Annotated in this window: 16 protein-coding genes; 11 read left to right on the top strand and 5 right to left on the bottom strand. The window is 50.0% G+C overall.

The genetic code is table 11. The features are described 5' to 3' along the window. Positions 1-2 precede the first annotated feature (2 nt). Positions 3-620: a dephospho-CoA kinase gene (gene coaE, locus LX59_RS06125; protein WP_144570964.1), complete on the top strand. Its 618-nt coding sequence runs from the start codon at positions 3-5 to the stop codon at positions 618-620. Continuing rightward, positions 617-817: a DNA gyrase inhibitor YacG gene (yacG, locus tag LX59_RS06120; protein ID WP_144570963.1), complete on the top strand. Its 201-nt coding sequence runs from the start codon at positions 617-619 to the stop codon at positions 815-817. Before coaE ends, yacG begins: the two co-directional genes overlap by 4 nt. 15 nt (positions 818-832) lie before the next feature. Here the strand turns inward: yacG and LX59_RS06115 are convergent, their stop codons facing one another. Both LX59_RS06115 and hrpB read right to left on the bottom strand, forming a co-directional pair. Continuing rightward, complete coding sequence (locus tag LX59_RS06115; protein WP_144570962.1) at positions 833-1,378, bottom strand: cupin domain-containing protein; 546 nt, start codon at positions 1,376-1,378, stop codon at positions 833-835. A gap of 82 nt (positions 1,379-1,460) precedes the next feature. Continuing rightward, complete coding sequence (gene hrpB / locus LX59_RS06110) at positions 1,461-3,962, bottom strand: ATP-dependent helicase HrpB (protein ID WP_144570961.1); 2,502 nt, start codon at positions 3,960-3,962, stop codon at positions 1,461-1,463. Positions 3,963-4,611: 649 nt separating this feature from the next. Between hrpB and LX59_RS06105 the strand changes: the two genes are divergently transcribed. The 8 genes from LX59_RS06105 (at position 4,612) to dctM (ending at position 13,485) form a co-directional block, all read left to right on the top strand. Then, on the top strand, positions 4,612-4,935 hold the full coding sequence (locus LX59_RS06105) for a hypothetical protein (protein WP_144570960.1): 324 nt from the start codon (positions 4,612-4,614) through the stop codon (positions 4,933-4,935). Further along, positions 4,932-6,578, top strand: coding sequence for a PepSY-associated TM helix domain-containing protein (locus LX59_RS06100; protein WP_144570959.1), 1,647 nt, complete (start codon positions 4,932-4,934; stop codon positions 6,576-6,578). The genes LX59_RS06105 and LX59_RS06100 overlap by 4 nt, the downstream gene beginning before the upstream one ends. Then, a complete protein-coding gene (locus LX59_RS06095; protein WP_144570958.1) occupies positions 6,575-6,901 on the top strand; it encodes a DUF3325 domain-containing protein in 327 nt (108 codons plus the stop codon). Before LX59_RS06100 ends, LX59_RS06095 begins: the two co-directional genes overlap by 4 nt. A gap of 87 nt (positions 6,902-6,988) precedes the next feature. After that, positions 6,989-8,806, top strand: coding sequence for a sensor histidine kinase (locus LX59_RS06090; RefSeq protein ID WP_144570957.1), 1,818 nt, complete (start codon positions 6,989-6,991; stop codon positions 8,804-8,806). After that, on the top strand, positions 8,803-10,203 hold the full coding sequence (locus LX59_RS06085) for a sigma-54-dependent transcriptional regulator (RefSeq protein WP_144570956.1): 1,401 nt from the start codon (positions 8,803-8,805) through the stop codon (positions 10,201-10,203). Before LX59_RS06090 ends, LX59_RS06085 begins: the two co-directional genes overlap by 4 nt. Positions 10,204-10,453: 250 nt before the next feature. Continuing rightward, positions 10,454-11,449 carry a C4-dicarboxylate TRAP substrate-binding protein DctP gene (dctP, locus tag LX59_RS06080; protein ID WP_144570955.1) on the top strand — a complete coding sequence of 332 codons (996 nt, stop codon included), beginning with the start codon at positions 10,454-10,456 and terminating at the stop codon, positions 11,447-11,449. Positions 11,450-11,575: 126 nt separating this feature from the next. Then, on the top strand, positions 11,576-12,202 hold the full coding sequence (locus LX59_RS06075) for a TRAP transporter small permease (protein ID WP_144570954.1): 627 nt from the start codon (positions 11,576-11,578) through the stop codon (positions 12,200-12,202). Continuing rightward, on the top strand, positions 12,202-13,485 hold the full coding sequence (dctM, locus tag LX59_RS06070; RefSeq protein WP_144570953.1) for a C4-dicarboxylate TRAP transporter large permease protein DctM: 1,284 nt from the start codon (positions 12,202-12,204) through the stop codon (positions 13,483-13,485). The genes LX59_RS06075 and dctM overlap by 1 nt, the downstream gene beginning before the upstream one ends. Positions 13,486-13,577: 92 nt before the next feature. Here the strand turns inward: dctM and LX59_RS06065 are convergent, their stop codons facing one another. Beyond that, on the bottom strand, positions 13,578-14,279 hold the full coding sequence (locus LX59_RS06065; RefSeq protein ID WP_144570952.1) for a sulfotransferase family 2 domain-containing protein: 702 nt from the start codon (positions 14,277-14,279) through the stop codon (positions 13,578-13,580). After that, positions 14,276-14,887 (bottom strand): adenylyl-sulfate kinase, encoded by a 612-nt coding sequence (cysC, locus tag LX59_RS06060; RefSeq protein ID WP_144570951.1) that lies wholly within the window; start codon positions 14,885-14,887, stop codon positions 14,276-14,278. The genes LX59_RS06065 and cysC overlap by 4 nt, the downstream gene beginning before the upstream one ends. Positions 14,888-15,188: 301 nt before the next feature. On the opposite strand from cysC, the gene LX59_RS06055 reads away from it, so the two are divergent. Next, positions 15,189-15,977, top strand: coding sequence for a glycosyltransferase family 32 protein (locus tag LX59_RS06055; RefSeq protein WP_144570950.1), 789 nt, complete (start codon positions 15,189-15,191; stop codon positions 15,975-15,977). A gap of 165 nt (positions 15,978-16,142) precedes the next feature. Here LX59_RS06055 and upp read toward each other — a convergent pair whose 3' ends face one another. Continuing rightward, positions 16,143-16,781, bottom strand: a complete 639-nt coding sequence (upp, locus tag LX59_RS06050; RefSeq protein WP_144570949.1) for a uracil phosphoribosyltransferase — start codon at positions 16,779-16,781, stop codon at positions 16,143-16,145. Positions 16,782-16,926 lie beyond the last annotated feature (145 nt).

Below are 16,926 nucleotides of genomic sequence, written 5' to 3'. Positions count from 1 at the left end.
CTATGGGGCAGTCAACGCCTTGGGTTGTAGGTCTAACCGGCGGTATAGGGAGTGGAAAAACAGCCGCGGCACGCTGCTTTTCCGAGTTGGGTGTGCATGTGGTAGATGCCGACCAAGCAGCCCGTTGGGTGGTTGAGCCCGGTCAGCCTGCCTTAGCAGAGATTGTACGGCGTTTTGGCTCCGAGATACTGCAACCCGACGGCACTTTGAATCGGGCGGCACTGCGTCAGCGGATTTTCCAAGAGGCAGAACAACGCCGTTGGTTAGAATCAGTCTTGCATCCGCGTATTCAAATCACTATTGATGAGCACCTTGCTCAAGCCCAATCGCCCTACGCGATTTTGGTATCTCCGCTGTTGATTGAGTCCGGGCAGTATCGGCAAACCCAGCGGGTGCTGGTGGTGGATGTCCCCGAATCGGTGCAGATTGCCCGTACCGTAGCCCGCGATCAGGTGGATGAGGCGCAGGTTCAGGCCATTCTCAAAGCCCAACTGTCGCGCACAGAGCGGCTACGGCAAGCCCATGATGTATTGCTCAACGAACACAGCCCAGAGCACTTGGCCCAAGAGGTCAAACGCCTGCATGAATTTTATTTGGGCTTAACAGGAGGACAACCATGAGTTCTGTTCCCGTAGTTCAGTGTCCCACCTGCGGTACGTCGGTAGAATGGGGGCCACAGAGTCCAGCTCGGCCTTTTTGCTCGGATCGCTGTCGCCTGATTGATTTAGGGGCTTGGGCGGCAGAACACCATGCTATTCCCGGTGATTCGCTGATTGACGAAGTATTTTCTGAGCAAAAACCCGATCTAGGTTCTTAGCAATAAGTAGCCTGCTTAAAAGTTAGCTGGAGTGGTGGCACTAATCAGGCGTGCCGGTTGCTCAGAGCAATTGCGAAAGCGGTGCGGGCGACGGCTTTCAAAGTAGTAGCTGTCTCCGGGCTCTAGCTGAAAAATCTGGTTGTCCACCGTTAATTCAAGCTGACCCTCAATCAGCAGTCCGGCTTCTTCGCCCTCGTGTGTCAGCATATCTTCGCCTGTGTCGGCTCCCGGTGGGTAAGTCTCATCCAGAAAGGCGAGGCTGCGTTCTGGGCGGTGGCCACCGATGAGTTTCATCCGTACTAAGCCGTCAGAGATGTCGGGCAGCTCCTCCGATTTGCTGACGATGCAGGGTTTAGGCGCTGGACTGTCTAGGGCAAAAAACTCAGCCAGCGACATAGGGATGCCGCCCAGCACTTTTTTTAATGAGCTGATGGAAGGGCTGACGCTGTTTTTTTCAATCATAGAAATGGTGCTGTTGGTTACGCCTGCGCGTTTGGCCAATTCGCGCTGGGATAACCCTTTGTGTTCGCGGATAGACCGCAACTGTGCTCCAACGTCCAAGTAGGACTCCTTAACGCAACGAGGGACTGAGTGTCTATTATCATGAATAGGCCGTGCATCATATTCAACACTTCTTCAGGCATCATTGGCCGCGTGGTTTGGCGCGTGCGGTGGGTTCGGCAATCAGAGGATCGTCAGGCCAATAGTGTTTGGGGTAGCGGCCTTTGAGGTCTTTTTTCACCTCAGCATAGGTGGTGCGCCAAAAGCTGGCCAGATCCTGAGTCACCTGTACCGGACGGCGAGCAGGTGATAGCAGATGCAGCTTGACGATTTGTCGTCCACCGGCAATGCGCGGGGTGTCTGCTAACCCAAATAGCTCTTGTAAGCGCACCGCCAATACGGGCGGGTATTCACTGTAATCTAAACGGATTTTAGAACCTGAGGGGACGCTTAAGTGCTCTGGGGCCAGCTCATCCAGTTGCTTGGGCAAAGGCCAAGGCAACAGGCCCGCTAAAATAGAAGCCAGTTCCAGCCGAGCAAAGTGGGCCAAACGGGTTAGGTCGCCTAAATGGGGCAAAAGCCAATCTTCGAGGCTGTTAAGCAGTGTGTTATTGGAAAGATCTGGCCAAAGACTATTGCCCTGATGCTGCATATCGAGCTGACGTAGCAGGGCGATCCGTGCCTGCCATTGGCGCAATTCAGGTGTCCAAGGCAAGAGCTCCAGACCTTTACGCCGTACTAGGGCGACTAAGGCTTGGCCTCGTGCGGCCTCGGATAGGCTGTTGAGCGGTTCGCTGCGCCAGATTAGGCGGCTTACGCGCCATTGGCGTTCGGCACGGAATGCACCTTCGCGCTCATCCCAATCCAGATATTCCACGACCTGCACCTGTTCGGCCAGCAGGCGGGTAAAGAGTTCAGGATCAAGGGCGATGGCGCGATGGATACGTTCTTCGCGCTGTCCTTGTTGGCTACTCAGTTCAGCTATCACTAACCAAGGCGCACGGCGTAAGGGATCGAAATCGGCCAACCGTGCGGCCCGTCCGTTGGCTAATTGGTAGTCTATGCCACCGGGTTGGCGCTGCTTGGCGATGCGGTCGGGGTAGGCAAAGGCTAAGAGTAAACTAAGCCAGCGTTCATCCCTTGGATTATCTAGGGCTGCTGTTACCGGCCCAGAAAGCAGCGCTTTAAACTGCTGCGCCAGTTGGCGTATCCGTTGCGCTAAACCAGAACTGCGTCCTGTCTGTATTAAGGCGAGTCCTTGGCTTAAATCAGCGCCTTCATCGCGGGAGAGGGGATTGCGTTCTACCAGCATGGCCGCTAAATCCGCCGCTAAAGCCCCTAGGCCTAAGGAGTGTCCGCGCAGCAGCATATGGGCCAGTCGCGGATGTGCGGGTAATTCGGCCATGCGCTGACCCTGTACCGTTAAACGGCCTTGATCCCAAGCCCCAAGCTGGGTTAGTAACTCAGTGGCTTGGTCACAGGCTGCGGAGGGCGGTGCATCTAGCCAGTTCAGCTCGGAGGGTTGGGCTCCCCAACGAGCCAATTGCAGCATTAAACCGGAGAGGTCGGCTTGCAAAATTTCAGCCTCGGTATGGGCGGCCAGTTGCTGGTGTTGTTCTTCCGACCACAGGCGGTAGCATAGACCGGGTTCCAAACGCCCTGCCCGCCCTGCGCGTTGAGTCGCGGAAGCACGGGAAATACGCCGAGTCTCTAAACGGGTCATGCCGGTGTTGGGGTCAAAGCGAGGGACACGGGCTAATCCGCTGTCTACCACTACCCGCACGCCTTCAATGGTCAAACTGGTTTCGGCAATGTTAGTCGCCAACACGATTTTGCGCTTTCCGGCGGGTGCCGGGTCAATGGCCGCTCGCTGGGTGGATAAGTCCAGTTCACCGTGCAAAGGACAGATCAGCAGATCAGGGTTTGGGCCTAAGGATTCTTCTAAAGCGTGCTGGAGGCGGCGAATTTCAGCTTGTCCGGGCAGAAAGACCAAGATGCTGCCGGTTTCTGCCTTCAGTGCCTGCAATATGCTGGACCGCAGGCGCTGATCTAAGGGTTCAGCGGCCCGTCCTGCTGCTCCCCAACGAATATCGACCGGATATAAACGGCCTTCGCTGCGGACGATGGGCGCTTGGTTGAGCAGGGCTGATAGTCGCTCCCCATCCAACGTAGCCGACATTAATAGAATGCGCAGCGGTGTATCGCGCAGCAAATCCCGTGCATTTAGAGTTAAGGCTAAGGCTAAATCGGCCTCTAAACTGCGCTCGTGAAATTCGTCAAAAATCACCAATCCAACCCCTTCTAAGGCCGGATCTTCTTGTAAGCGGCGGGTGAGGATGCCTTCGGTGACGACCTCAATACGGGTTTGGGTACTGACTTGGCTGTCCAAGCGGATGCGGTAGCCAACGGTTTGGCCTAGGGGTTCACCCAATTGCTGGGCTAGGCGTTCAGCCGCTGCTTTAGCGGCGAGGCGACGCGGTTCTAGCATCAGGATTTTTTGGCCTGCTAACCAAGGCTCGTTGAGTAAAGCCAACGGAACTTTAGTGGTTTTTCCGGCCCCCGGTGGGGCTTCTAAAACCGCTTCTTGGTGTTGGCTTAGGGTGCGGCAAAGCTGATCTAAAACTGCATCAATGGGCAGTGGCATGGTTTAAGGCTTCCCATCTCAGGCTCTTACGGCAGGCTCGGGCTGAATGTCAGCAACAGGTAAAGAATGTTCACGGCTATTGTCCGAGGTAACAATTTTTTTTAGCATTAAAAGCTGAAAATATTTCTCATTAACAGATGGGTTTCTTGAATTTAAGGCTTTAGCCTGCCTCAGGATAACCAGCCTGCCGACTATCTGTCTGTGTGTATTTTGGGGAGGAGCACTCGGTATTTATTACTAAAACAGCCTGTTATTTAAAAATGGACTGTTCAATAACCGAGAAGCTGTTTTAAGGAGGAGCAGATTTTAGACGCAGATACTGAGTTTTTACGCCCAGTTTCTGAAGTCACACTCAAAGCTTGGCTCTGGGTATCAACAAGATTATTTCCTCCCTAAATAGGCGTTTTAGGCCTCTACCTCATGTGGGTCACAGGTTCTGCCCCGCTGGAACTGAAGAGGGATTCTCTCAGGTTATGGGGAATCTGGAACGGACTCCTTTGGATAACACAGCCACCTTAAGTAGCTGGTAATACCTTACTGCGGCTGAGGGAAAACCTCTGAGTTCAATTAAAGGTGATGGATCTGATCGGCCTTAGGGCTGGATCTTAGGGTGTAACAGGCCAACGGCCTTAAGTGGATGAACAAAACTATGTATGCATATTGGTGCCGCTGGTATGAGCGGTTGGACGTGGCTTTGCAGAACCGTCGAGGCTGGGATGTAACTGCTCGAACGCTGTTGGCTATTTTTGGGGGCTACGGTTTGACTGTGTTAATCACGATCAGTCTCTCCTTTGCCTTGCCCTTACCTAAGGCGCAGGCTGTATTGGCGGCCACTTTAATGTCGTTTTGTTTTTACGCCATTTTGGTGATTTGGGCCTTTTGTGCGGCTACCGCTTTACGGGCATGGTGTTGGGCACTGTATTTGGCCATACCACCGGCTTTGCATCTTTTATTGCGGGGATTGTGGGTATGAGAACGCGCAGTTTTCGCCAGAATAATAGCTGGATACATACATGGGCGGGCCTACTATTGGGCTGGTTGCTGTATGCCGTATTCTTAACCGGCACGATTAGTTTCTTCCATGAAGAGCTGACTTTATGGATGACCCCAGAGCGCCATGCCTCCCAAGTCAATCCTCAAACGCCCCTTAAAGCGGTAGAGCGTTTGCACGAATTAGCACCCGACGCGGCCCAGTGGAACATCAGTTTGCCGGGGGAGCGCGGTACTAGCTTAGAAATACAGTGGCTTAAGCAGGGTGAACGTCCGGGGCGTGGTGCAGGGACTTCCATGACCTTGGATGCAACCACTGGGGAAACAATCACGCCACGAGAAACGCGAGGCGGTGCTTTTCTGTACCGCTTCCACTTTGAGCTGACGGGGATGCCGCGCATGTGGGGCCGCTGGATCGTTGGCATTGCCACCATGTTTATGCTGGTAGCGCTGATCAGTGGTGTGGTGATTCACAAAAAGATCTTTAAGGATTTTTTCACCTTCCGGCCTGCTAAAGAGCAACGCTCTTGGCTGGATTTTCACTGCGCTAGCTCCGTGCTGGCCTTGCCCTTCCACCTGATGATTACCTACAGCGGCTTAGTATTGCTGATGTTTGTCCTGATGCCTTGGGGAGCTCAGAGCGTCTACGAAGGCAATATGCAGCAATACTTCAGCGAAATACGAGGTGGTGGAGGCGGTGGACAAAATACGGCCAGTCGCGAAGGAGGCGGACGTGAAGGCGGTGGTCGTTCTGAGCCTACTCCAGCCGCCTTGACCGATCTGCAACCTATTTTGGAACAAGCCGGGCAGCGTTGGGAGCGTGGTATCGCCAGCATCAACATCAGTCAACCGGGTACGGATAAAGCGGTGATTGAGCTGCGTGAGCGGGGTGCAGCCAGTTTAATTGATCGAGGAGCCAGTGAGCGCTTACGCTTTAATGGTGCGACCGGCGAGCTGTTAGCAACACCTCCGGCCCAAGAGATCAGCGGGGCGATGGCTACCTACAATGTATTGAACAGTTTGCATATGCTGCGTTTTGCGGGTTCTGAAGTGCGCTGGTTGTTCTTCTTCAGTGGCTTATTGGGTACCTTGATGATTGCTACTGGGCTGATCTTCTGGAGCGCTAAACGTCTGACGCGAGATCCTCGGCATTTTGGCCACAAGTTGGTGGAGTGCCTCAATGTGGCGAGTATTGTGGGGTTGCCCATTGCCATTGCGGTGTACTTGTGGGCCAACCGCCTGTTGCCGGTGGGTATGGAGGGCCGCTCTGAGCAAGAAATTGAATACTTTTTGATCGCTTGGGCTGTGTGCTTAGTACATCCCTTCCTGCGGGGTTATCGGCAGGCTTGGATTGAGCAGCTAACCGTAGCGGCTGTACTCTTTGCTGCCTTGCCGCTGTTTAGCTTCAGTCTGCCAGACAGCCATCTTTTGATCACATTATGGAAGGGCAATTGGATCGTAGCGAGTACGGATCTGTGCTTACTGGCCTTTGCCGCCGTATTTGGTGTGGCGAGCTGGAAGCTGATTCAGCGCCGCCAAGCGGTTCAAGAAAAACTCAAGGTCGCTCCTAGGGTATTTAAGGCGGCTGCTCCATCCTCTGAGGTTGTACAGGAGTCCACGCCATGATCTGGGTGAGCTTAACCCTCTGTTTTAGTGGCTTTGTGGCGTTGTGCTTGAGTATGGATCGGCACCACCGTCAGGTATTTGCTGAGGAGTCGCACCGGCCTGAGCGTATGATCTTACGCATTGGTGGTTGGTTGAGCTTACCCTTGGCCTGTACGCCCTGCATGATTGAGTTAGGGCCATCCATTGGTATCTCACTCTGGTTTACCCTGCTGACGTTTAGCGGTTTATTGGTGATGTTACTGTTGAGCTATCGCCCGCGTTTGGTTGTGCCCTTAGCCATCGCCGCTCCTTCGGTGAGCTTACCCTTGGTATGGCTGCTTTAGTGCCGAAGCTGGAATAGGGAGATCCCACTTATTAGGTACACAGACAGGGCGCAGGCATAATGAGTCTGTTCCCTGAGTGTGTACCTTATGGCCAGTTTGAAATCTCGAATCCATCGCTACCGTTACTGGCGCTTTTTGTTGCTGCCAGCCTTATTCATGCTGTTATCACTCTGGCCTCTGCAACGTTTGGCCGAGCGTTATTACACCAACGAATTGCTGGAGCAAAATCGTCAGACGCTGGATTTGTATGTAGCCAACTTATTAGGCACCTTGCGCCGTTACGAAGTATTGCCCAATATTTTGGGTGATTTGCCGGTATTACGAGCACTGTTGGATCATCCTCAAGATGCTTCGGCGGTTAACCAAGCTAACCAACTGTTAGCCCAATTGCGTGAGCGTAGTGGCTCCGATGTCATTTATCTGATGAGTGCAGAGGGGCAGACCTTAGCGGCTTCTAACTGGGAACACCCTGATCACTTTATCGGCCGCAATTTCTCCTTCCGTCCCTACTTTCAGCAGGCGATGACCGGTCAAAGAGCCCAGTTTTTTGGCTTGGGAACCACCTCCAGCAAACGGGGTTATTACTTTGGTGCAGCGATCCGGGATGCTGAGCGTGTCATTGGCGTTCTGGTGGTTAAGATTGACCTAGACCATACCGAAACCCTGTGGGGACATACACCGGAGCAACTGGCCGTGACGGATAGTTTTGGAGTGGTCATTTTGACCTCGCGTCCTGACTGGCGGTTTAGCGCCACTCGACCCTTGTCCGAAACAGAATATGAGCAAATTCGTCTGCATCGTCCCTATCCCACCACTGAACCCAGTCAACTGACGTGGAGTTCCGATACTTGGCTGATCCAAAGCCGTGAACTGAATCAGATTGGTTGGACGGTGCGTATTTTAGCGCCCGTGCGTCAGGTAGAGCGCTCGGTGCATACGGTGGTAGCGGTGGGCGGTGCTACGGTGCTGGTGCTGTTGTTATGGCTGAGTTTATTGCTGCAACGGAGGCGACATCTGATGGAGCGTTTGGCTTTGGATGCACAGGCCCGGCGCGATTTAGAACTGCGCGTGCAAGAGCGCACTTGTGACCTTGAAGCCTTAAACACTCGCCTAAAAGAAGAAGTCTTGGAGCGCGAACACGCCCAGCAAGAGCTGGTACAGGCGCAGGATGAGTTGTTGCAAGCGGGCAAGCTGTCCGCGCTAGGCACCATGTCCGCCAGTATTAGCCACGAACTGAATCAGCCCTTGGCCGCGATCCGTAGTTATGCCGATAACGCCCGAGTATTGCTGGATCATCAGCGTGTGGAGGATGCGCGTACGAATCTGGGCTCAATCAGTGAACTCACAGCGCGCATGGCTTCCATCATCGCCCACTTAAAGGCCTTTGCTCGGCGCGATCCGCACATTCCAGAGCGGGTGGCGCTTCAGCCTGCTTTGGAGGATAGCCTGTCACTCTTAGCGGCGCGTTGCCAGTCTCTGAACCTAGAGCTGATTCGAGAAATCCCAGAGGTTACGCTCTGGGTTCAAGCTGGTGAAACGCGCTTGCGTCAAGTGTTGACCAATGTGCTCACCAACGCTTTGGACGCACTGGAAGAGCTTCCGGCCTCTGCGCCCCGCACCCTGTGGATCAGTACCGAGCGTCAACGCAACCGAGTGGTTGTGTGTATCCGAGACAATGGCCCAGGTTTTACCCCTCAATCGCTACAGCGTGCCCTAGAGCCTTTTTTTACTACTAAAGCCCATGCCGAGGGTTTGGGCTTGGGTTTAGCGATTTGTGACAGCCTAATACGCAGTTTGGGCGGTATTTTGCATCTGGCTAATCACCCAGAGGGGGGAGCCTGCATTCGCATCAGTTTGCGCTGTGCCGCCCCGGACACTGATTTTTCCGATAAGGAGCCGTCATGAGCAGCGACTGTATCGACAGCCAAACACAGGTAGTTTTGATTGATGACGACGCTCACCTACGCCAAGCCCTAAGTCAAACCTTAGACTTAGCGGGCTTGCATGTGGTCAGTTTAGGTACGGCCAAAGGATTAGCGGCGCGATTGCCCCTTGATTGGCCGGGCGTGATCGTCAGTGATATCCGCATGCCGGTTGTAGATGGCATGGAGTTACTCAAACAGGTAAAAGCCCGCGACGTAGAGCTTCCGGTGTTATTAATCACAGGTCATGGTGATGTGCCTTTAGCCGTACAAGCCATGCGCTCTGGAGCCTATGACTTTCTGGAAAAACCCTTTTCCAGCGATGCCCTACTAGACTCGGTGCGCCGCGCACTGGAAGTGCGGCGGCTGGTGCTGGAAAACCGCAGCTTGCGTTTAGCCTTAGCCGATCGGCAGCAATTATCGGCGCGTTTACTGGGGCAGTCAGCGGGGATTCAGCATCTGCGCGAGCAAATCAGTGCCTTAGCAGCGACCCAAGCCGATGTGCTGATCTTAGGCGAAACAGGAGCGGGTAAAGAGGTAGTTGCCCGGGCTTTGCATGATCTATCCAGCCGTAAAAATCGCCCCTTTGTGGCCATCAATGCCGGAGCTTTAGCCGAGTCAGTGGTGGAAAGCGAGCTGTTTGGCCACGAGCCGGGTGCTTTTACCGGAGCTCAAAAACGGCGGATTGGCAAATTTGAATTTGCCAATGGCGGCACCCTGTTTTTGGATGAAATCGAAAGCATGAGCTTGGAGGTGCAGGTCAAATTACTGCGCCTGTTGCAAGAGCGCGTGTTAGAGCGTTTAGGTGGCAACCAACTGATCCCGCTGGATATCCGCGTCATTGCAGCCACTAAAGAGGACTTACGACAAGCCGCTGATCAAGGGCGTTTTCGGGCGGATCTGTACTATCGCTTGAATGTGGCTTTGGTGCGTATTCCCGCTTTGCGTGAGCGGCGCGAAGATATTTTGCTGTTATTTCAGCACTTTGCTGAGGCGGCGGCGGTGCGTCATGGCTTGCCGGTGCGTAAGACGACCTTGGAGCAGCGCTCTCAGCTTTTGTGCCATGACTGGCCGGGTAATGTGCGGGAGTTACAAAACACTGCCGAGCGTTTTGCTTTGGGGTTAGAGCTGGGTTTAGATCGGCGCGAAGGTGTGGAAACTCAAGGGTTTAGCCTGCAATTACCTAAAGGCGGAAGCTTAGGGCAGCAGGTGGAAGCCTTTGAACGGGCATTGATTCAAGCTGAATTAGCCAGAGGCCATACGGCACTGCGCACGGCAGCGGAAGCTTTGGGGCTGCCTCGTAAAACTCTGTACGACAAGCTGAAAAAACATGGACTAAGCTTTTCAGAGGGCGGAAGTTCGCCAGATGACCTCGAATAAATGGCGGTTATTCGCCATTTTGGGTCGTAGAACCTTAAAGGCATGACGAAGTGTTTTTCATGCATCCCCCAAGATTCAGGCTGCCCTAGGGGCTCGTTTTGTTCTGGCATCATGCTTGCCTATAGGCAAAGCGCAGGCTGTTCAGTTTTTTATAAGCACCTCTTATTTAGAGGTCACTTCAGTCTGGATTGCTTACAGCTCGATGTCTCTATTGCATCCGTAATTTTCGTACAATAAAGAGGAATGCAACATGCTAAGGCCCATCACCCAAGCACTGATCTGTGCTCTTGGATTGAGCATCACGACACTGGTTCAGGCTCAAGATCCCATCACCATCAAATTCGCCCATGTGGTTGCCGAACACACGCCTAAAGGACAGGGTGCTTTACTGTTCAAAAAGCTGGCTGAAGAGCGCCTACCGGGTAAGGTTGTAGTACAGGTTTATCCTAACTCATCCCTATTTGGTGATGGTAAGGAAATGGAAGCCCTCTTATTGGGTGATGTTCAGTTGATTGCCCCCTCGTTGGCGAAATTTGAGCATTATTCAAAGGGCATACAGATTTTCGATTTACCCTTCTTGTTTGACGATATGGCTGCCGTAGACCGCTTCCAAAAAGGCCCGGGGGGTCAGAAGCTGTTGCGCTCTATGGAAGATAAGAACATCACTGGTCTGGCTTATTGGCACAACGGCCTAAAACAGCTATCCGCGAATAAGCCTCTGCGCGTTCCTGCCGATGCCCGTGGTTTGAAGTTCCGGGTTCAAGCCTCAGCGGTGTTGGAAGAGCAATTTAAAGCCGTGCGTGCTAATCCGCGTAAGATGAGTTTTGCTGAGGTGTACCAAGGCCTGCAAACGGGGGTGGTCAACGGTGCTGAAAACCCCTACTCCAACATCTTTTCGCAAAAGATGCATGAAGTTCAGAAGTACATCACTGAGACCAATCACGGCCTCCTTGACTATATGGTGATTACCAACACCAAATTCTGGACAGGTTTGCCGGCAGATGTGCGTACTGAGCTGGAAAAAATCCTGGGTGAAGTCACCGTTTCCGTAAACCAGCAAGCCGATGCCCTGAATCAAGGGGATAAACAGCGCATTCTGGAAGCTAAAACCACCGAAATCATCACGCTGACTCCAGAACAGCGCGCTGAATGGCGCACCGCAATGCAACCTGTTTGGAAGAAGTTTGAACCGGAAATTGGGGCTGATTTAATCAAAGCAGCTCAAGAAGCTAACCAAGCTCCTTAAGGAGTGCCTCCTAAGGTGGGTTAGTTCTTAGCCCACCCTGAATAACCGAGCTGACTCCTTTTGTCCTAGGGCTTCGTGGTTTGAAGGGATCACGGATACCCTATCAAAAGGGAGGAGTGTGTGTTCATGAGCAAGTTTGCGCGTGCTTGGAACCAGTTTGAGGAGGCAGCCATTGCTTTCTTGCTGGCCACTATGACGTTAGTAACCTTTGTTTACGTCATCTTAAACAACCTATACACCCTGTTTTTTGATCTGGGCGATCGCTTTGAAACAGGGCGCGAAACCTTCTATGCCATAGGGGATTTCATTATCGGCTTAGCCCAAGCTATGACTTGGAGTACAGCCCTGACCAAAGCTTTATTCGCTTGGCTGATCTTTTTTGGCATTGCATACGGAGTGCGCACCGCAGGCCATATTGGGGTAGATGCGCTGGTCAAATTAATGCCCAAACCTACCCAGCGCATTATTGGGGTGATTGCCTGTGGTTGCTGCTTGGCTTACGCCGGATTGATGTGCATCGCCAGTTTCGACTGGATGAAAACCCTATTGATTGCCAGCATTGGCGCTGAGGATTTGGGGCACATCGGTATTAAACAATGGCATATTGGTTTAGTTGTGCCTCTGGGCTTTGCCTTGGTTTTTGTGCGCTTTGTGGAGATTTTGCTGCGCATCCTACGTCATCAGCAAACGGGATTAGGGTTAGCAGATGAAGCGGCTGATGCTTTGAAAACCCATGAACAGGAGCCTAAATAATGACTATTCCATTCCTGTTTATAGCACTGTTTGTTTTGATGTTTATCGGTGTGCCCATTGCTATTGCCTTAGGTTTAGCGGGCTCTTTAACCATCATGTTGTTTAGTCCAGACTCAGTGCGCTCTTTAGCCATTAAGCTGTTTGAGACCTCCGAGCACTATACACTGCTGGCTATTCCGTTCTTCCTGCTGGCTGGGGCTTTTATGACTACCGGCGGGGTTGCACGCCGTTTAATTGATTTTGCCAATGCCTGCGTGGGACACATTCGTGGCGGTTTAGCCATCGGTGCGGTCATGGCCTGTATGTTGTTTGCGGCCTTATCCGGCTCCTCTCCGGCTACGGTGGCGGCTGTGGGCTCCATTGCTATTGCTGGTATGGTGCGCTCAGGCTATCCCCAAGCCTTTGGGGCTGGGATTGTATGCAACGCAGGCACTCTGGGGATTCTGATTCCCCCGTCCGTGGTGATGGTGGTGTATGCCGCCGCTACAGAAACCTCCGTGGGTAAGCTATTCATGGCTGGCGTGATACCGGGCATTTTGTTGGGCTTGGTGTTGATGATGGCCATTTACATCGTTGCGGTGAAGAAAAACCTACCTGCTTTACCTCGTGCTACCTTGGGCGAGTGGCTGACGGCTGCGCGTAAGGCGGTTTGGGGATTGCTGCTGATGGTAATCATCCTCGGCGGTATCTACTCCGGCATGTTTACTCCGACAGAAGCAGCCGCAGTGGCGGCGGTGTATTCGGCTTTTATTGCGGTCTTTGTGTACAAAGACATGCGTTTGCGTGATTGCCCTAAAGTGCTGCTGGAGTCTGGCAAACTGTCCATCATGCTGATGTTCATCATTGCTAACGCCATGTTGTTTGCTCACGTCTTAACCACTGAGCAGATCCCCCAGCAGATAACCGCTTGGGTGGTGGATATGGGGTTGCAGCCTTGGCAATTCTTGCTGATGGTGAACATAGTGTTGCTGGTTGCCGGGGCCTTTATGGAACCTTCAGCCATTATCCTGATTCTGGCTCCTATCCTGTTCCCGATTGCCATACAGTTGGGTATTGATCCTATCCATCTGGGCATCATTATGGTGGTGAACATGGAGATCGGTTTGATTACACCGCCTGTAGGTTTAAACCTTTTTGTGACTTCTGCGGTGACGGGGATGACGGTAACTCAAGTAATCCGTGCCGCTATGCCTTGGCTGCTGTTGCTGCTGGGCTTTTTGGTCATCATTACCTATGTTCCGGCTATCTCCTTGGCGTTACCCAACTGGCTGGGTATGAACTAAGCTGTTTGTAAACTCCTGATCCTCGTTTTGGCCCGGTTTACCGGGCCTTTTTTTAGCTGTTTATGCGCGGCTAATAAAAACATAAAAATTATCTAATAACTAAAAAGTTCATAGTCTCGCTGATATACAGTGCGTATTTTTTCGCGAGTACTGTTACTAATAGGATAAATTCCAGTCTTAACAGATTTGTTAACGTACTTTAAAGGCACACAGATATTTAATGTTTTGCATATTTTTTTAAAGTCTTGGTCTAGCGTTTCATATCGACCTATAAAGTCGATATTTATTTTACCTAGTGTGTTCGTTAAAAACTGATACTGTGGTGTAAAGTGAATTTGACGGACAATATTATCCGGGTACAGCCAATAATCTATGAAATGGTCAAAGCTTCTAAATCCTTCAAGCATTTTTTTCATGGGTTGATCAAGAGGAATAGTGCTTTTTAGCAAATAGCAATAGGCCGAATAAGCCCTGTCCAATGGATCCCGCACAATAGAGAACTTGAACGCAGATTCAGAGAATTCTGGAAATAATTGCAGATACCAATTTAATGGAAGGTGCCCTTGGCCCATTTCCGTATCATTAAACAAAGATAATGATAGGCTTTTTCCTGCACATTTTGGAATATGTATAAAAATGCAATTTTTTTCTATAAATGCTTCTGGAAGCGTTTGATTTTTATCAAATAGAGCTTTTTTAGTGGCTCTTTGTTCAACAACAGGTAAGTTATTTAATAGATAATTTTTTTGTTGCTTGCTCAGTCCACGCCAGAGCAGCCTTCTTATCAGTTTCATACCTTAACCTGTGTTAAGCCGATGAATAGCCGTTCTGTCTTGACAAGATACTCAATAATTTCCTGAGCAGCTTGGTGAGGCGTTTTATCATAAGCTTTTAAATGAATTTCTGGAGTCTTAGGGGGTTCATAAGGACTACTAATCCCTGTGAAATTTTTGATATGTCCAGCCCGAGCTTTTTGATACAGACCTTTAGGGTCGCGTTGCTCGCAGAGGGCTATGGGGGTATCTACGAATACTTCAATAAACTCATCATGAGGTATCCGATTTCTGGCTTCGTCTCGATCTTTCTGGAATGGGGAAATGCAGGCTGTGATAACAATCAATCCAGCGTCCAGCATAAGTTTTGAAAGCTCAGAAATACGTCGGATATTTTCTTGCCGCTCATGATCCTGATAGTTCAAGTCTTTATTCAGACCTTGGCGTATTGAATCTCCATCAAGAATATAAGTGTGCAGTGAGCGTTGATGCAGTGCAATCTCAAGTTCGTTTGCAATGCTGGACTTACCCGCACCACTTAATCCAGTCATCCATATGACACAGGGATTTTGGTGTTTTATCAGAGATCTGTCTGTCTTGCTAATATGACCATTATAATATTTTTGCACTAAAAATTACCCAATTTATCTTAAGTGCAATCAGCTTATAGTGCATATAATGTATGTTATTGGGTTTTACATTTGCTTTACGTCTGTAGCCTAGCTCGATACATATTTTTAATATTTGTATTGTATTCTGATACATGAGTTTTACGATCAACAATTATCTTGTTTCAGATAAGTAGAAGTAGTTCACGAAATTTGAAATAACTTGATTGTCTTAAGTAAAACTTCAAATAGATCAGTAGGCGTTGAATTGGTTAACCAATATTATGAGTCTTAATGCGATTCTGATTTTTGGTGAGGCGTAATGAGTATTCCGCAGATTATTCATCAGACACTGCCCAGTAAGCTAGATTTGGCTGAGCATGTTCGTGATAATATTTCAAAGTTAAAAGAATTGAATCCAAGTTGGACGTATAGGCTTTATGATGATGCTGATATCCAAAATTTTATCGGTACTCATTATAGTACTGATATTTTGGATTTATTTAATGGTGTTAATCCATTATACGGAGCAGCACGAGCGGACCTATTTCGCTATTTATTGTTGTTTAAAGTGGGTGGTGTTTATCTGGATATTAAGTCAAGCTGTGCTAAACCATTAAATAGTTTTATTCGTGAAGATGATGAATTATTATTATCCCACTGGAAAAATAAGCAGGGAGAAAAATTTCACGGTTGGGGTATCCATACTAAGGATGATGTCAATAATGAATTTCAGAATTGGCATATTATTTGTGCTCCAGGGCATCCAGTCTTAAAGGCAGTCATTATTTCTGTACTGGATAATTTACGGCATTATTCAATGATGAAATACGGCGTTGGTAGGTTTGGTGTGTTTCGTACCACAGGCCCTATAGCCTATACTAAAGCCATTACTCCAATATTAGACCAGTATCCCCACCGAATTTTTGATAGTGATGAATCAGGGCTGGTTTATTCTATTTTTTTTGTATCTTCACCGAATACAAGCCATAAAAAAATATTCAAAAGTCATTATACTAAGCTGAGAATTCCTCTAATTTCTCGGGGACAGCAAAATATCTTCCACATTTTATACTACCGAATTTTAAAACTTTTTGGTTTAATATCCTAGTTGGTGCTTTAAGTTTTGAGAGATGGTTTGAATTAAAGATAAAGCTCATATGCTTATGGTTTTAAAACTTTGAATAATGAACAAAGGCTTGGGAGGTGGATTTTATTCCCAAACCCTATTGTTCTTTCTATCAAATCATTAATCGCTTCCCCAAAATACTAATTTCTAATCAGTATGTACTTGAGTGGCAAACACCTTATCACCTGCATCGCCCAGTCCCGGGAGAATATACCCCTGCTCATTAAGACAACAGTCGATAGCAGCCGTCAGCACAGGGACTTCGGGGTGTACTTGCTCCAAAGCCGCAATTCCCTCAGGTGCGGCTACCAGCACCAAAGCTCGAATATCCGTACAGCCTGCTGCCTTAAGCAAGTTAATGGTAGCAATCAAGGTACCTCCCGTAGCCAACATAGGGTCGACAATCAAGGCTGTACTCTGGGCAATGCCGGGAGCTAATTTGTTGAGGTAGTTGTGCGCTTCAAAAGTTTCCTCGTTGCGGGACATACCAACAGCACTGACCGTAGCTTCAGGAATTTGGGTTAAAACCCCGTTCAGCATCCCTAAGCCTGCGCGCAAAATGGGAACAACACTGATACGTTTTTCTGACAGGTGTTCTATGGTAATTGGCCCGCTCCAACTGGGAGTGCAGCGTTTTTCAAGGGGTAAATCGCGGGTGATTTCGTAGGTTAGCAATGCCGCAATTTCTTGGGCAAGTTCGCGAAACTCTTTAGCACTGATGTGAATATGGCGCATCAAGCCGATTTTATGGCGAACCAAAGGATGACGAATTTCCTGAACGGGCATGACTAACTCCTGTAATTTAAAGGGGTGAATGCTACTTCAGCCTAGTGATAAGCCCCTGACCTGAGACAGATACTCCATGATGAGCCACCGTAATCCGTAGCTGATCGGCACAACTATCTTATACAACACCTTTGACATCCTCCCC

Source organism: Azomonas agilis (assembly GCF_007830255.1).
Taxonomy (GTDB): domain Bacteria; phylum Pseudomonadota; class Gammaproteobacteria; order Pseudomonadales; family Pseudomonadaceae; genus Azomonas; species Azomonas agilis.
The sequence above is the reverse complement of the archived record's forward strand: the minus strand, read 5'-3'. Positions and strand labels throughout refer to the sequence as shown.

Excerpts from the sequence above, each read along its gene's own strand:
- coaE (WP_144570964.1), top strand. The coding sequence starts at position 3 with ATGGGGCAGTCAACGCCTTGGGTTGTAGGTCTAACCGGCGGTATAGGG.
- yacG (WP_144570963.1), top strand. The coding sequence starts at position 617 with ATGAGTTCTGTTCCCGTAGTTCAGTGTCCCACCTGCGGTACGTCGGTA.
- hrpB (WP_144570961.1), bottom strand. The coding sequence starts at position 3,962 with ATGCCACTGCCCATTGATGCAGTTTTAGATCAGCTTTGCCGCACCCTA.
- LX59_RS06105 (WP_144570960.1), top strand. The coding sequence starts at position 4,612 with ATGTATGCATATTGGTGCCGCTGGTATGAGCGGTTGGACGTGGCTTTG.
- LX59_RS06100 (WP_144570959.1), top strand. The coding sequence starts at position 4,932 with ATGAGAACGCGCAGTTTTCGCCAGAATAATAGCTGGATACATACATGG.
- LX59_RS06095 (WP_144570958.1), top strand. The coding sequence starts at position 6,575 with ATGATCTGGGTGAGCTTAACCCTCTGTTTTAGTGGCTTTGTGGCGTTG.
- LX59_RS06090 (WP_144570957.1), top strand. The coding sequence starts at position 6,989 with ATGGCCAGTTTGAAATCTCGAATCCATCGCTACCGTTACTGGCGCTTT.
- LX59_RS06085 (WP_144570956.1), top strand. The coding sequence starts at position 8,803 with ATGAGCAGCGACTGTATCGACAGCCAAACACAGGTAGTTTTGATTGAT.
- dctP (WP_144570955.1), top strand. The coding sequence starts at position 10,454 with ATGCTAAGGCCCATCACCCAAGCACTGATCTGTGCTCTTGGATTGAGC.
- LX59_RS06075 (WP_144570954.1), top strand. The coding sequence starts at position 11,576 with ATGAGCAAGTTTGCGCGTGCTTGGAACCAGTTTGAGGAGGCAGCCATT.
- dctM (WP_144570953.1), top strand. The coding sequence starts at position 12,202 with ATGACTATTCCATTCCTGTTTATAGCACTGTTTGTTTTGATGTTTATC.
- LX59_RS06065 (WP_144570952.1), bottom strand. The coding sequence starts at position 14,279 with ATGAAACTGATAAGAAGGCTGCTCTGGCGTGGACTGAGCAAGCAACAA.
- LX59_RS06055 (WP_144570950.1), top strand. The coding sequence starts at position 15,189 with ATGAGTATTCCGCAGATTATTCATCAGACACTGCCCAGTAAGCTAGAT.
- upp (WP_144570949.1), bottom strand. The coding sequence starts at position 16,781 with ATGCCCGTTCAGGAAATTCGTCATCCTTTGGTTCGCCATAAAATCGGC.